Genomic DNA, 15008 nt, shown 5'->3' on the forward strand with positions numbered 1-15008 from the left:
TCTCAGAGGACCATCGTCACCTGCGTCCCTCCATCGGGTAAGGGGAACCAGCCCGCAGTCCTGGCCTGAGCCAGCGCTGGGGCCGTCTCGCCCGTCCAGCGCTCGCACTGGCGGCCATTGAGCAGCACCGTCTCAACGGGCGGCTGCCCATCCAGCCCGCTCAAGGGCAGCAGATGCAGCCCCAGCCGGCGTTTCGCCCCCGTCACCTCGATGGCCAGCGTCGTCCCCAGCCGGCGGGCCGACACCGTCGTCTCCCCGTCCAGATCGCAGAGTGTAAACGACCCGGCCCCTTCCGGCAGCAGATAGGCCTCGAAAACCACCGTCTCAAACGGCTCCTCGCGCACAAACGGCGCCGGCTCCGTCGTCGGGATCAAGGCGTTGGCGCGCACATAGAGCGGAAGCTGCTCCAGAGGCGCCTGCACCTGCAGCGTCGTCGGCCCCTGCAGCACGGTCCGGCTCCAGAAATCGACCCACGTCCCGGCGGGCAGATAGACCGGGCGCTCCCCGCCGGCGCGATAGAGAGGAGCCACCAGCAGCTCCGCGCCAAACATATACTGCAGATCCAGCGTATAAGTCGCCGGATCATCGGGAAACTCCAGCACCATCGCCCGCAGCAGCGGCAGGCTCGTCCGGGCCGCGATGCAGGCGTAAGTATAGATATAGGGCAGCAAGCGATAGCGCAGGCGGGCATACGAGCGGAAGATCTCCAGGGCCTGCGGGCCGAAGTCCCAGGGGAGGCGCGAGCTATTGCCGTGAGCGCGCGTCAGAGGAGAGAAGAAACCGAACTGGGCCCAGCGGATATACAGCTCTGGAGAAGGCTGACCGGTAAAGCCGCCGATGTCGTGGCTCCAGAAAGCGTGGCCGCACATCCCAATACTCAGCCCGCCGCGCAAGGTCGAAGCCAGAGCCGTAAAGGTAGCATTGGGGTCGCCGCTCCACTGCGCCGCATGGCGCTGGCCGCCGGCGTAGCTGGAGCGTCCCCAGACCAGGCCCGCGCGGCCCGTCTCGCGCGCCGTCACCTCGGCCACCGCATCGTTATAGAGCAAAGCGTACAGGTTATGCAGACGCTCGCCGGTAATCCCGCTATAGGCCACCACATCCGTCGGAATGCCCTCCCCGAAGTCCGTCTTAAAGACATCAACACCCAGGCGCAACTGCTCGCGCAACAGCCCCTGAAACCAGGCCACCGCCTCCGGGTGCGTCACATCCAGCATGGCCACCGGCGGATGAAAGCCCCCCCACAGATCGGCCACATACGGCTCGCCGGCAGCATTTTTTAGAAAGTAGCCGCGCGCCGCCCCCTCGGCAAAGCGCTCGCTGGCCGTTCCCAGATAGGGATGAATCCACAAACAGACCTTAAAGCCCTGGGCCTTCAACTGCCCGATCAGGCCCGCCGGATCGGGAAAGCGCTCCTCATCCCACTGCACTTCTGACCAGCGTCCGAAGCGCTGCCAATAGCAATCGAGGTGCAGCACATCGCAAGGAATCTCATGCTCGCGGATCAAGCGAGCCCGCGCCAGCACCTCGCCCTGACTATCGCGCTGGAAGCCCGACGAAATCCAGGTCCCCAAGGCCCACTTCGGCGGCAGAATCGGAAAGCCCACCAGCGAAGCATAGCGCGTAATAATCGTCTTCAGGTCCGGCCCGGCGATCACATAATAATCCAGAGCGCTATCGCGGCTAATCAGCGTAAACGTCGCCGTATTGCTGGCCACCAGATCGAAATCGACCGCGCAGGGACTATCGACAAAGATCCCATACTTGCGTGTGCTCACCACGAAAGGCACATTCTTATAGGCCCGCTCACTGAAGGCCCCGCCACAATCGCAATTCCAGGTTGTGATGCGCTGCCCGCGTTTATCGAAATCCGTAAACTTCTCGCCCAGCCCAAAGAAATGCTCATCGGGTTCCGCCGTAAAGGTATCGTGGAAAGCCACGCGCTGGCCATTGACGCGGCTCAGCCCGAAAGGAAGAATCGTCAGCTTCATGCGCACATTGGTCAGCTCGCTATAGTTCTGGGCCAGCAGCGGACGGCCAGCGGCGTCCAGGAAGCGCAGGCCGAAGGGGCGCAGGGTGGCCTCCAGACGAAGCGAGGGGGAGAGCAGAGCCAGGCCCGTCGCCTGCTCCTCGACCAGCAGCGGAGCGCCAGCCGGGGGAGGGGGCAGCTCGCGCGCCAGGCGGACGCGTGTCGGATCAGGCTCCTCCTCCAGCACGACGCGCACGATGCCATCAGCCACCAGGCTCAGAGTGATCAGGACCGTCCCACCGCTGAGCGTGCGCCCCTGGAGCCGGGCAGCGCGCTCGCGGCACTCCAGCAGCGTCGCCTCCACCACATAATCGGGGCCATCCTTATCCTCTGGCCCCCGCACCGGCAAGCGCGGCGGCTCAGTCATGTACAGGTTGTACGGAAGCAAAGGAACCGGCTCTGCCATGAGAAGACTCCTTCCATGCGTAATTGCTTTGTCCGATAGTGCCGACATCCTGTCCTCAGCCCGCCCGAGCTGTCCCCGTCTCTGCCCGCCTGAGCGGTGCTGGTCTGGGCCGGGCTGAAAGTGACAGGCGACAGAGCGGGCACCTCACCCCTTGACAGGAAGGAGGAGGATCGGGTAAGCTTGCACATAGCAACGCCGTGGGAGCGATCCCACGAGGTATTGTACACGAAACAGCAGCCAAAAGTAAACGTGGAACCGCCCTGAAGGCGCGCAGATTGGCTCATGTCGCAATTAACGATCGAGGATATCGCGCGTATTGCCGGAGTATCTCGCTCAACAGTCTCGCGAGTGCTCAATGGGCAACCGAACGTCAGACCGAGCGTCAGAGACCGCGTGCAGGAAGTCATCAACAGCTACGGCTATGCGCCGCAGGCGGCGGCGCGGCAGCTCGTCATGCGCAAGACGCGCCTGATCGGGCTAATCCTGCCGGACAACGCCCATCATCTTTTTGGCAATCCTATCTTTGCCGAGATTGCGCGCGGCATGAGTCAGGTCTGTGCTCAGCGTGGCTACACCCCGATGCTCTTCATTGGGCGGCAAGACATGGACGAGGCCACCTTTTTCAGCCTCCTGCGTGGGCGCCACTTTGACGGTGTCCTCCTCATCAGCAGCGACCGCCAGGACCGCAGCGCCGCCATGCTACGCGAGGCCGGCATGCCCTACGTGCGCGTCGGGCACGATCCCGAGGACGATCAGGACCTGCAATACGTAGACGTCGATAATGTTGCGGCGGCGCGCGTAGCCGTCGAGCACCTGATTGCCCTGGGTCATCGGCGCATCGCCATGCTCAAAGGGCTGGCCAAAGATGTCTGTACCCACGCCCGCCTCGAAGGCTACCGTCAGGCCCTGGCCGCCGCCGGCATCCCCTTCGACGAGGCCCTCGTCGGAGACGGCGATTGGACCCCTGCCAGTGGCTACGCCTGGACGCGGCGCTTTCTCGACCTGCCGGAGCCGCCGACCGCCCTCTTCTCGTCCAACGACATGATGGTCGCTGGTGTAGTGCGCGCCGTCCAGGAGCGCGGCCTCAAGGTGCCCGATGATCTGGCCATCGTCGGTTTCGACGACCTCCTGCAGACAACGATGATCTTTCCCGAGCTGACGACCATTCGTCAGCCCTGCGTGGAAATGGGCATGCGTGCCGCCGAGCTGCTCCTTGATCAGTTGGAGCATAACCGCCGCGAGCGCGCGCAGATCATCCTGCCCACCACCCTCATCATCCGCGAGTCCTGCGGTTATCGCCGCCGAACCGCGCATCTCAGCCCCCCAGCCGAGAGCGCGACCGCCGCCCTGGACGACGAGCAGCGCGCCAGCTGAGCTGTGAAGGGCGGGCAGGGCAGGACGGGGCCATCAGACCCACGCCAGCGAGAGGTGGCCGGAGAGAGCGGCCAGGGCGGGCAAGCGCCAGCCGCGCACAGAGAATACAGAATACAGAATCTCACATAGCCGGAAGGGGTTGAGCGAGAGCGCAAGGAAGCTGGAGCGAAGGAGAGCAAGCCAGGCCAGGCTAAGCGAGCGCAGCAGCAGCGTATCTGTGACCACACAACAGGCAGAACGGAAAGGAATCGCCGGGAGTCGGCCATCATGGCGGGGCAGACCATGAGCGCGGTCAGCGCCGGGCCGGGCCGGCCACCGGGCAGCTCAGGGAGGAAGGAAAACAGGCATGACCAGCCTGCGGCTTGAACACATCGTCAAGGACTACGACGGCCCCGGGGGACGCCAGCCGGCCCTGCGCGACATCTCGCTGGAAGTAGGTGACGGCGAGGCCCTGGCCATTGTCGGCCCCTCCGGCTGTGGCAAAAGCACCCTCCTCAAAGTGGTCGCCGGCCTTGAATTCCCCACCCACGGACGCATCTACTACGGCGACCTCGACATGACCGACATCAAGCCCCAGGACCGCGGCGTTGGCATGGTCTTTCAGGACTACGCCCTCTACCCTGCCATGAAGAGCAAAGGGAATCTCGCCTACTATTTCGAGCACCATGCCTACACCCACGAGCAGATGGAGGAGCGCGTCCGGCGCACTGCCGAGCTGATGGGCGTTGACTTCCAGCACCTGCTGGGCCGTTTCCCCGAGACCCTCAGCGGCGGCGAGCAGCAGCGCGTCGCCATCGCCCGCTGCATCGTGCGCGACCCCACCATCTTTCTCATGGACGAGCCAATCGTCAATCTGGACGCCAAGCGGCGCGAGCAGACGCGCATCGAGATCAAAAAGCTACTGCGCACCTTCCACGTCACCACGCTCTACGTTACCCACGACCAGCAAGAAGCCATCTTCATGGGTGATCGCCTGGCCGTCATGCGCGCGGGGCGCATTGAGCAGGTGGGCAGCTTTGACGACCTCTACTACACGCCGGTCAACCTCTTCGTGGCCACCTTCATCGGCAGCCCGCCCCTCACTGTTCTGCCAGCCGCCCTCAGCGAGGGCCGCCTGCACATCGCCGGGCAGAGCTGGCCGCTCCCCGAGGAGCTAGCCGGGCACCTGCCATCAGGCCCCCTGCGTCTGGGCGTGCGCGCCGAGCACTGGCTGCGCGACCAGCCGGACGGCCTGCCGCTGGAGATCAGCCATAGCGAGCGCATTCCCACCGAGCGCATCGCCCTCGTACACGGTCACTGGCTGGGGCAGCGCGTCATCGTCTCCCTGCCGCTGGAGGAGGCCGACGACAGCCGTGGTCTGCAGCGCCTGCGGCCCGACTGGGAGCAGCTCCTCTACTTTGCCGCCGATGACGAGCATCTCCTCTACAGTCCTGGCCCGCCCGCGCTCTTCTAGGCCCGGCGCGGCGGCCTCTGGAGGGAAGGAGCCAGCCGCCAGCGTGCCAGCCAGTGGCAGCGAGAGCCGTGGCGTGACATCAAGAGAGCAACTGGAAGAGCAGATAACGTGCAAGGAGTACATAGAGAGGAACAGCAGAAGGAGAAGCCTATGGGTCTGGCCAGCGGAGGCATCGTCATCGAGCATCTCGTCAAACGCTTTGGTGAGCGGGCCGTCGTCGATGACCTCAACCTGCACATCCAGCCGGGAGAACTCTTCGTCCTCGTCGGCCCCTCCGGCTGTGGCAAAACCACCACCCTGCGCCTGCTGGCCGGACTGGAGCCGGTCAGCGACGGGCGCATCTACTTCGGCGAGCGTCTGGTCAACGACATCCGCCCGCGTGACCGCAACGTCGCCCTGGTCTTTCAAGACTACGCTATCTTCCCGCACCTGACCGTCTTCGAGAATATCGCCTACGGCCTGCGTGCTCGCCATGCGCCCCGCGACCTGATCCGCGAGCGTGTGGCGAACGCGGCCCGTCTCTTCCGCATCGAGCACCTGCTGAGGCGCAAGCCACGTCAACTCAGTGGTGGCGAGCGGCAGCGCGTCGCCCTGGCGCGGGCACTGGTGCGCGACGCCGCCCTCTATCTCTACGATGAGCCGCTGGCCAACCTTGACGCCCAGCTTCGTCACCAGGCGCGCGAAGACATCCTGACCCTGCACCGCCAGAAAGGGCAGCCGGCGGTCTACGTCACCCACGATCAGGCCGAGGCGATGGCCCTTGGCGACCGCATTGCCGTCATGCGCGACGGCAAGCTACAGCAGGTCGGCAGCGGCCTGGACCTCTACGAGCGGCCCTGCAACCAGTTCGTCGCCTTCTTCATCGGCTCGCCGGGCATCAACCTCTTCGAGGTTGAGGTACGTCCCGACCGGGACGGGGGCCTGCGCCTGGTCCATCCGGCCTTTCGCCTGCCCGTGCCCGAAGAATTTCAGGCGCGCATTGCTCCCTACACGGGCCGGCGTCTCAACCTGGGCATCCGGCCTGAGCACCTGCAGCCACCGCGCCGCGCCGACTTCGCCGTCAGCGAAGACAGCACCATTCGCGGCCTGGTCAACGTCATCGAACCGACCGTCAGCGGCTGCACCGTCTACCTGAGTACGCTGGAGCCGACGCCGCGCGACTTCGTGGCCACCCTCAAAGCGCGCCTGCCCGGCAGCTACCTCGGGCGCGACGTGCCGCTGGCCGTCAACCTGCGCAAGATCCATCTCTTTGACCCCGAAGATGGGCAAGCTCTGCTCCACGGTCCCGTTGCCCCCGGTGACCGGCCCGTCAGGGTGACGGTCAGCCCGTCAGGAGGGCCAGCGAACGGGCAGGCGGAGCAGCCGGCGAGCGAGCGAGAGACGAGCGAAGCCAGCACACAGAGGGAAGAGCAAGCGTGAGCACACTCGAAGTACAAGATCTCGTCAAGCGCTATGACGGGCGCAGCATTGTCGACCACGTCAGCTTTCGCATCGAAGACGGCGAATTCTTCGTCCTGCTCGGGCCATCGGGCAGTGGCAAGACCACCGTCCTGCGCATCATCTGTGGCCTGGAGCAGCCCGACGAAGGGCGCGTCCTGCTAGGGGGCGAAGACATCACTCGCCTCAGCCCGCGCCAGCGCAACGTCGGCATGGTCTTTCAAGACTACGGCCTCTACCCGAGCATGGACGTCTACGGCAACATTGCCTATGGCCTGGAGAACCAGCGCCTGCCGCGGGACGAAATCCGGCGCCGCGTCCTGGAAGCCGCCGAGAAGCTGCAGCTCACCCCCTTGCTGCGCCGTGGCATCGACACCTTGAGCGGCGGCGAGCAGCAGCGCGTGGCCCTGGCCCGCATCCTGGCCCGCGACGCCAACGTCTTTCTCTACGATGAGCCGCTGGCCAACCTCGACGCGCGCCTGCGCCATCAGGCGCGACGTGACGTCCTGGCCGTGCACCGCCTGCGCGGCGTACCCAGCCTGTACGTCACCCACGACCAGAGCGAGGCCCTGGCCCTGGCCGATCGCCTGGCCATCATAGCCGCGGGACGCCTGCAACAGGTCGGCAGCCCCAACGAGCTGCTGGAACATCCCGCCAATCTCTTCGTGGCCCGCTTCCTGGGTAACCCGCCGATGAACCTGCTGGAAGGAGCAATTGTCAGCGAAGAGGGGCGCTATCTCTGCCAGCTTGGTGAGCTACGCCTCCCACTCCCTGCCGCCTGGCAAAGCGTGCTGGCTGCGCGCCAGGAGCCGCGGATCACCGTCGGCCTGCGCCCGCGCGAGATCGTGCCGCCCTGGGAGCTGGAGCAGGCCGAGACGACGGCCTCGCTCTGTCGCTGCCCGGCGCGCGCCCTGACGGTCGAAGCCCTGATCGGTGAAGTCGAGGTCACCCTGGAGCTGGCGACAGGCCAGGGACCAGCCCCGCACCTGGTGGCAGTCTGGCCGGAGCCGGAGGAGCTGACCGATCTGCCGGAAGAGGGGACGGAGCTGCAGATTGGCCTTGATCCACAGCGTCTGGTGCTATTCGATCCGCACTCCGAGCAGGCTCTGCAAACTGAGTAGAGTTATGCCGTAGCGAGCTTGACAGTTATCCTTTTGTCAGGTACACTAGCACTAGATTTATGGGAGCGATCCCAAAACTGAAACTTGAGTTGGGGCCAATATTGAGCGGAGCAACGCTTCTCCGCACACGCGGTTGAACTGATGTACAGCTAAGACAGGCGGCGTCGACGGCAGGCGAGCAGAGTACTGGAAGGACGAACGCAGGCAAACAAACAGACAGGCAGCGCGTTACGTAACGGAGGCCAGACTGACAGGGACGAGACAAAGCAAAGGGCTTCAGATGCAGGACGACAGGATGGACCCAGACCATTCAACAGCATCCAAAGAAGGAGATGACATCATGGATGACGAGACGCGCACCCTTCTAGAGCCGCTGCTCGCGTCTGAGGGGACCCTGACGCGCCGGCAGCTTCTGCGCGCCGCGGCTGCGGGGAGCGTGGCCCTGGCGGGCGGGGCCTTACTGGCCGCCTGTGGAGGGAGCAGCTCCAACACCGTGGTCAACGTCACGTTTCTGACCAATGGCTGGCCGGGCGATTCCATGCCCACCGCTGATCAGCAGAAAGGCAACATCACCCTCAAAGCCTACGCTGACGCCCTGGCCGACTGGCTCAAAAAGAATCCCGGCGTCAAGATTAAGCACACCGACACCAACATCTGGAGTCAGTCCGCAGTCACCCAGGCCATCGCTGCCGGCACGGCCCCAACCTGGTTTGAAGGCAACATCCTTGGCTCCTTCATCAACAACGTAGTGCGCAGTGCCTTTGCGCGTGGCCTGGCGGCAGACGTCACCGACCTGGTGGTCAGCACCAAGCTGGAGAGCCAGCTCACCGATATTTACCTGCCCGTCTACCGTAGCTGGAAGGTCAACGGGCGCTACTACGGCACCCCAGGCGGCTATGGAGCCGGCGACGGCATGTATTTCCGCCGTGACCTGATCCAGCAGAACGGGCTGGTTGAGCCGACGCCGGGCTGGACCTGGAGCGACTTCCGCAAACTGGCCAAAGCCCTGACCAGTGCCAGCATGAAAGGGGCGGCCCTCCAGTTCTACGTCTTCGACCAGAGCCTGCAGGCCAATGGCCTCAACTCTGGCGCCACCGGCTACGGAGCCCTGGGCCTGGAGCCGACGCCCTCCAACGCCTGGCCCTGGCGCTACAACCTCACGCCCTGGCTGAGCCAATACGAGCAGGTCGTCGAGAACTGGCGCGGCATGTACTTCACGGACAAATCGATTACCTCCTCGCTCTCGACCGGCGACAGCGACGTGGCCCAGGCCTTTGCCCGTGGCGACGTGGCCATGATGGCCAACAATACGGGCTTCTTCACGCGCCCGGTGACCGACCCGACGAGCGCCATCAACATTGCCGTCAAAGTGGGTAAGCCCTTTGAGGAGGTCGTCGGCTGGATCTCGCACCCCATCGGCTACCTCGGCTCCTTCGGAGCCACGCAGGCCGGCTCAGCCATCGGCTCCATCGATCCCCATCTGCAGCGCAACAAGCCGGCCCTGGCCAAAGCCTTCGACTTCCTGGTGCAGTTTATCATCGGCGAAGAGCTGGTCAAGCAGCGCCAGGAGATCTACAAGGTCACTCATGACCTCAAGGATGTCTTCCTGGAGGTTCCGCCGATGTCGAAGCTGCAGATCAACTATGGCATCAATGGCACGGCTGAACAGGCCTGGGGCAAGCTGACGATGCAGGCCGTCAACGCCGCCGCCGCCATCCCGCAGCTCCCCGACCCTGGCCTCTACTTCCCGGCGGAGCAGAATCCGGGTCCGACGGGCGACGCCTGGAACGATGCCAACTCTGGCCTGGCCTACACCCAGGACAGCATCCCGGCGGTGCTCATGAAGCTGCAGAACGTCCAGAACGCGCAGTTCGCCTCGCTGTCCTCCAGCGTGTCGAAGGATACCTTCATTGCCAGTGCGAAGAAGTTCTTTGCCGACCTGGACGCCTTCTGGGCCAGGTACGCCCCGCTCTACTCGGCGGAACTCTTCCACCCCTGGTATCTGCAGAAGGTTCTGCCGGCTCTGGGAGGCTGAGCCTGGCTGTCTCCTACCGAAGCAGACGTACCCTCCCCGGCCTCCTGCGCAGGGCCAGTGTCGCTGTACTGGCTGGCAGGGCTGGCGAGCCGGGCCCCGACGGACCCGCCAGCCCTGGCCAGTCCTGGCCGGCGGGCGGACTGACGGTCTGACTGCCTGGCTGTCCGTCCCTCTGCCAGTCCGCCCCGCCCTCCTGGCGCCCTGCGGTCCCCCGACGCCCTTCTGGCCAGGGAAGATACCGCCCTGGCGAAGCTGGTGCAGCGGCGGGCGCCCTTCTGGATCGGGCACGGCCCGGTCCGTATTCAGACCCAGGCGCAGCGCACAAGCCGGTCGGGTTGGTGAGGGTAATAGAAATGGAAGCAAGTGGCCCTCTATGGAAGGAAGTACGAGAGCAATGTCTGAGCCGCTCACCGAAGTAGCGGTTCCAGCGAGAGCGAGCGAAGCGGAGCAGCCGGCCCAGGCTCAGCGTCTGCGGCGACGCAGTCGGCTAGAGACCTGGCTCTTTCTGTTACCGGCGGCCCTCTTTCAGCTTGTCTGGGGCTGGTATCCGCTGCTGATGGCCTTTCTAATCAGCTTCACCGACGCCCAGCCGATGCTGCCCAGCCATTTTACCGGACTGGAGAGCTACCTTCGGGTCTGGAACGATCCCCTGGTTGGGCAAGCCTTTCGCGTCACCTTCTTCTACGGCAGCATGCTGGTAGCCCTGACTTTCATCTTCCCATTGCTGATTGCCATCTTCCTGATGGAGCTGCCGCCCCGCCTGATGCGCTGGATGATGATCCTCTGGTTCCTGCCGATCAGCGTCATCGCCAACAGCATCCTGTGGCGCTATCTCTACAATGAGCAGTACGGTCTGCTGGAGTACATTGCCACCGAGATCCTCCATCTGCCGCACCAGCCATTTCTCAACGATCCCCATCAGGTGCTCTTCTGGCTGGTCTTCCCGGCGGTGGTCGTGGCGGGGCCGGGCGTCGCCGGCCTGGCCTATATGGCGGCTCTGCAGGGCATCCCGCGCTCCTACTTTGAGGCGGCGGAGATCGAGGGGGCCGGCTTCTGGCGCAAGATCTGGACCGTCTCGCTGCCGCGCCTGCGTCCAGTGATCGCTGTCATGCTGGTTTACGGCATCATCCAGGGGTTGCAAGACTATACCTGGCCGCAGATTCTCACGGGCGGCCAGCCCGAGGGGGCCAGTCGCACGGTCATGCTCTACCTCTTCTCCTATATCCAGAACCAGCGCTACGCCGATGCAACAGCGCTCTCGATCTATCTCTTTCTGGTGATCTTTGCCATCGTGGTGCTCTTCCGCACCTTCTTCAAGGAGGACCCGGATGCCTGACCGGGCACGAACGCGCAAGTCAGTCAGGTAGCAGAAGGAGTGTGTTTGTTGTGTCTATGCTTTTCCCAAAGGTTGGCAGAAAGCAGCCCTTGCTAAGGCTGGGCTGGTGGCTGATGGTGATCCTGTTGTCCCTGGGCGTCCTGACCCACCTGGTGCCGTTCTATATCATGATCGTGACCTCGATCACGCCGGCGCAGGACACGCTATCGACGACGCCGGTGCTCTGGCCGCTCCATCCCACGCTGGCGGCCTGGAAGCTGGTGATCCAGTGGGCCGAGAACAGCGGTGCCGGGGCTTTGCTAGCCGGATCGGCAGGAGAACCGTTCTGGGTCTATTTCTGGAACTCGTTCTTCATGACCTCCGTGACCCTGCTGATCTCGCTTCCGGTGACCTCGATGGCCGCCTACGCTACCAGTAAACTGCTGCGTGGACGGCGCGCACGCTGGGCCTTCCTCTTCTTTATCGGCACCCTGATGATTCCGCTGGCGGTGCTGCTGATACCGATGCTCTTCCTGACGCTCAATTTCCCTTTCGCTCTGCCGGGGGCCTCCGTTCCCAATCTGCCGGGCACCGATCAGCCTTTTCCGACGCTCTCGCTCTATGATACGCCCTGGGCCATTATTGTGCCGGGCATCTTCAATGCCTACAACTACCTGATCTTCAAGGGCTACTTCGACACGATCCCCGACTCGGTGCTGCAGGCGGCGCGCGTCGATGGCGGCTCGGAGTTCAACATCTTCCGCCGCATTGTCTTCCCGATGAGCATCCCAGTCTATTCGGTAGTGGCCTGGATTCAGTTCTACGCGGTCTGGGATAGCTTCTTGTGGCCGCAGTTGGTGATTCAGAGCAACGATAAGGCTCCGACGGCGCTGGCCATATACACGGTCATGAACAATTTTATCAATTCGGGCGTGATGGACCGTGCCACGGCCCTGAGCCAGTCGGCGGCCATGCGCTCGGCCCTGGCGGCGGGCCTCTCGTGGAATGGCCTGATGGTGCTGGCCCTCCTGCAGACCTTTCCGATCTTTGTGATGTTCATTCTCTGCCGCGAGTATCTACTGCGCGGCGTGCGTATCCAGGGCCTGAAGTAGGCCCGCTTCCGTCTCGCCTGGGTGGCCAGCCGACTCGTCTGGGCAGGCGTTGGCGAGCTTCCGGCTGGCCGACGCTATCAACGGGTACCGCGGGACACGACGGGTAGGAGCGACAGACAGCGCGTCTGTATACCTGCCCGCCGTGCCGGTGCTGTCATGCATCTTAATGCATTTGTGGCATATTTATTGGGTTCTGTTGTGCTTTCCGGGCACAGGGAGAACAGAGACGATGCCGTTCTTTGAAGAGTTCGAGGCCGATGTCCTCCCCGAGGAGACCCTGCGCCGTCCGATCTGGGGCGCCTTCGCCCTGTTGCGCGATCAGCTGGAGCGGCTGGTGGCTCTCAACGTGGGCTGGGCCGTACAGTTGGTGCCGGCCTTAGTGGCGCTGGCCTGGCCGGCGCTCCCGCTGGCGCTGCGCCTGCCCCTGGTGCTCTACAGCGCCCTGGCCCTGATGCCAGCGACAGCCGTGCTCTTCAGCGGCGTTGCTCGCCTCAATCGTCAGGAGCCGCTGGACCTGGCGACGGTGCGCGAGGAACTGGGCCGCTTACTCCTGCCGAGTCTGCGCACGCTGGCGCCGCTGCCGGGCCTCTGTGGCCTTCTCTGTCTGCTGATCGTTGTGGTAGGTCCGCTCCAGCTCTTGCCGCTTGATGTGCTGTTGCGTCTATTACTGCTGATTCTGGGCTTCAGTGCCGTCTACTGGGGGCCGCTCTTCCTGGCGGAGCCGGGGCAGGGAGCCTGGTCGCTGCTCTGGCAGGCTCTGCGGCTGGCCTGGCGCTATCCGTTGCCGACCGCCGGCTCGCTCTTGCTGGCCCTGGCGGTGATGCTCGTAGGCTATCTCTCGGTCGCCGGCTTCTTCCTGATTGCGCCGGTGCTGGCGGCCCTTCTGCTATGGAGGCGGGCGCTGGTGCTGCTAGCGCGTCGCGGTGAGTTGAAGGTAGGCGTGCCATGACGACGATGAGGCCGCGTAATCCGCGTGACGTCACGACCGGCTATCGGCTGGCGGAGGCGCGACGGCTGATAGCGGAGCTGCGGCGGGTGGCGCAGCAGCCCTCTCTGATCCTCTTGCCGCGGGCCTTGCGCCTCCTGGTGCGAGGTATCGATCTGCTGGCCCGGCCCCTGGCCCTGACCCTGGGACCGGCGCGCACCCTGGTTCTCAACGAACGCACCCGCAGCGAGTGCGAGGTCCTGGCCGACGCCAGCACCATTGCGCGGCGCGTTATTGCCCTGCGCAGTCGCAGCGACAATCTGGGGGCGATGTTGTTGCGCAAGATGGCGCTGGAGCTACACGAGCGCTATGGCGATGGGGTAGCGCTGGCGGCGGTCATGGTGCGCTCCCTGGTACACGAGGCCTGTCGCCGGTTGGCGGCGGGAGCCAGTCCACCGGCCCTGGCGCGTGGACTGCAGCGGGCCGTCGAGGCGGCGGAGGCGGCCCTGGAGAGTCAGGCTCGTCCGTTGGGGAGCTGTGAGGAGGTGCAGGCCCTGGTTTTGGGGGCGACGGGCGATGTTGAGCTGAGCGAGGTGCTGGCGCGCATGTTTGAGGTGCTGGGGCCGTGCTCGACCATTGTCACTGAAGAACTGCCCAGGCCGGGACTCGACCACGAGTACATTCGCGGTGGCAAGTGGGATGGCTACATTCCGGCGCGTGCCCTCCTGCCGGAAGGGGAGGCTGGGCTAATCCTGCGTCAGCCCTGGATTGTCCTCGCCGATGAGGAACTGCACGAAGTTGAGCAGGTGCTGCCCATGCTGGAGCTGGTGCTGGCCGAGCCAGGCCGGCCCCCTCTGCTGGTGGTCGCGCGTGCCATTCGAGGGCCGGCCCTGACCATGCTGACGGCCAACCACGTGCGTGGCCTGGTGACGCTCGGCCTGCTGGTGCTCTCCAGCGGCGCGACCCTGGTGCACGATGATCTGGCCGATATGGCGGCCCTGACCGGTGGTACGGTGCTCTCGGAGCTGACTGGTACGCTTTGCCGTCATCTGCGGCGTGAGCACCTTGGCCGCGCGCAGCAGGCGATTCTGACGCCCACGGGGGTGACCATCGTTGGCGGCCAGGGGCATACGTGTGATATTCAGCAACGCCTGGCTGGCGTGCGCGCTCAGCTGCGCGAGGTCGCACGCGGAAGACAGAGCGAGTGGGAGTTTCTGCGCCTGCGTCTGGCGCGTCTGACGGGTGGAATTGGCATTCTCAAGATTGGGGCTATCAGCGAGCATGAGATGGAACTGAGGAAGGAGCAGGCGGAGAAGGCGCTGCGCGTCTTGGAGGCGGCCTATGAGGGTGGCCTGGTGCCTGGCGGTGGCGTGGCCCTCCTCAATTGTCTGCCGGCGCTGCAGGCGATGCGGGCCTCCTGTGCCGATGCTGACGAGCGTCAGGGGGTAGCGCTGCTGGAAGCTGCGCTGCAGGAGCCTTTTTTGCAGATTGTGCGCAATTATGGTGCTATGCATCCACCGCTGGTGTTGGAGGAGGTGCGTCGCCGGGGGGCTGACTATGGTTTTGATGCCCTGCGTGGTGAGGTGGCCTCGATGTGGGAGCGGGGCATCCTGGACTGTTGCAGCATTGTACGCGGGGCGTTGCGAGCGGCAGTCAGCCTGGCGACGATGCTGGTGACGACCGATGCGGTGGTTTTTCACGGGTGAGCTGAGAGCAGGTCTGCTGCTCCGCAAGGCCTGGGCTGTGACTCTGTGGCCGCTGAGCGGTGAGGGAGCGGGCGCGCTTGCGGCTTTCTGCGATAATG

10 protein-coding genes are annotated in these 15008 nt (G+C 64.5%); 9 read left to right on the plus strand and 1 reads right to left on the minus strand.

The features are described from left to right. Window positions 1-2: 2 nt before the first annotated feature. On the minus strand, window positions 3-2432 hold the full coding sequence (locus tag KTAU_RS13775) for a TIM-barrel domain-containing protein (RefSeq protein ID WP_151728927.1): 2430 nt from the start codon (window positions 2430-2432) through the stop codon (window positions 3-5). Between the two features lie 282 nt (window positions 2433-2714). Here KTAU_RS13775 and KTAU_RS13780 point away from each other — a divergent pair, with 282 nt between their 5' ends. The 9 genes from KTAU_RS13780 (at window position 2715) to KTAU_RS13820 (ending at window position 14910) form a co-directional block, all read left to right on the plus strand. Next, entirely contained in the window at window positions 2715-3806 is a 1092-nt protein-coding gene (locus KTAU_RS13780) for a LacI family DNA-binding transcriptional regulator (RefSeq protein ID WP_151728928.1), read from the plus strand. Between the two features lie 346 nt (window positions 3807-4152). Continuing rightward, complete coding sequence (locus KTAU_RS13785) at window positions 4153-5259, plus strand: ABC transporter ATP-binding protein (protein ID WP_151728929.1); 1107 nt, start codon at window positions 4153-4155, stop codon at window positions 5257-5259. A gap of 150 nt (window positions 5260-5409) precedes the next feature. Further along, the gene (locus tag KTAU_RS13790) at window positions 5410-6678 is read left to right on the plus strand and encodes an ABC transporter ATP-binding protein (RefSeq protein WP_151728930.1); all 1269 of its coding nucleotides are present in this window, start codon (window positions 5410-5412) and stop codon (window positions 6676-6678) included. Next, window positions 6675-7817, plus strand: a complete 1143-nt coding sequence (locus tag KTAU_RS13795) for an ABC transporter ATP-binding protein (RefSeq protein WP_151728931.1) — start codon at window positions 6675-6677, stop codon at window positions 7815-7817. The genes KTAU_RS13790 and KTAU_RS13795 overlap by 4 nt, the downstream gene beginning before the upstream one ends. Before the next feature lie 340 nt (window positions 7818-8157). Then, the gene (locus KTAU_RS13800) at window positions 8158-9852 is read left to right on the plus strand and encodes an ABC transporter substrate-binding protein (protein ID WP_170293290.1); all 1695 of its coding nucleotides are present in this window, start codon (window positions 8158-8160) and stop codon (window positions 9850-9852) included. Window positions 9853-10246: 394 nt separating this feature from the next. Then, on the plus strand, window positions 10247-11188 hold the full coding sequence (locus tag KTAU_RS13805; RefSeq protein ID WP_170293291.1) for a carbohydrate ABC transporter permease: 942 nt from the start codon (window positions 10247-10249) through the stop codon (window positions 11186-11188). A 56-nt stretch (window positions 11189-11244) separates the two neighbouring features. Next, complete coding sequence (locus KTAU_RS13810; RefSeq protein WP_228026481.1) at window positions 11245-12279, plus strand: carbohydrate ABC transporter permease; 1035 nt, start codon at window positions 11245-11247, stop codon at window positions 12277-12279. 229 nt (window positions 12280-12508) lie between these two features. Continuing rightward, window positions 12509-13228 (plus strand): hypothetical protein, encoded by a 720-nt coding sequence (locus tag KTAU_RS13815; RefSeq protein WP_151728935.1) that lies wholly within the window; start codon window positions 12509-12511, stop codon window positions 13226-13228. Further along, entirely contained in the window at window positions 13225-14910 is a 1686-nt protein-coding gene (locus KTAU_RS13820) for a TCP-1/cpn60 chaperonin family protein (RefSeq protein ID WP_151728936.1), read from the plus strand. The genes KTAU_RS13815 and KTAU_RS13820 overlap by 4 nt, the downstream gene beginning before the upstream one ends. Window positions 14911-15008: the final 98 nt, after the last annotated feature.

Source organism: Thermogemmatispora aurantia (assembly GCF_008974285.1).
Taxonomy (GTDB): domain Bacteria; phylum Chloroflexota; class Ktedonobacteria; order Ktedonobacterales; family Ktedonobacteraceae; genus Thermogemmatispora; species Thermogemmatispora aurantia.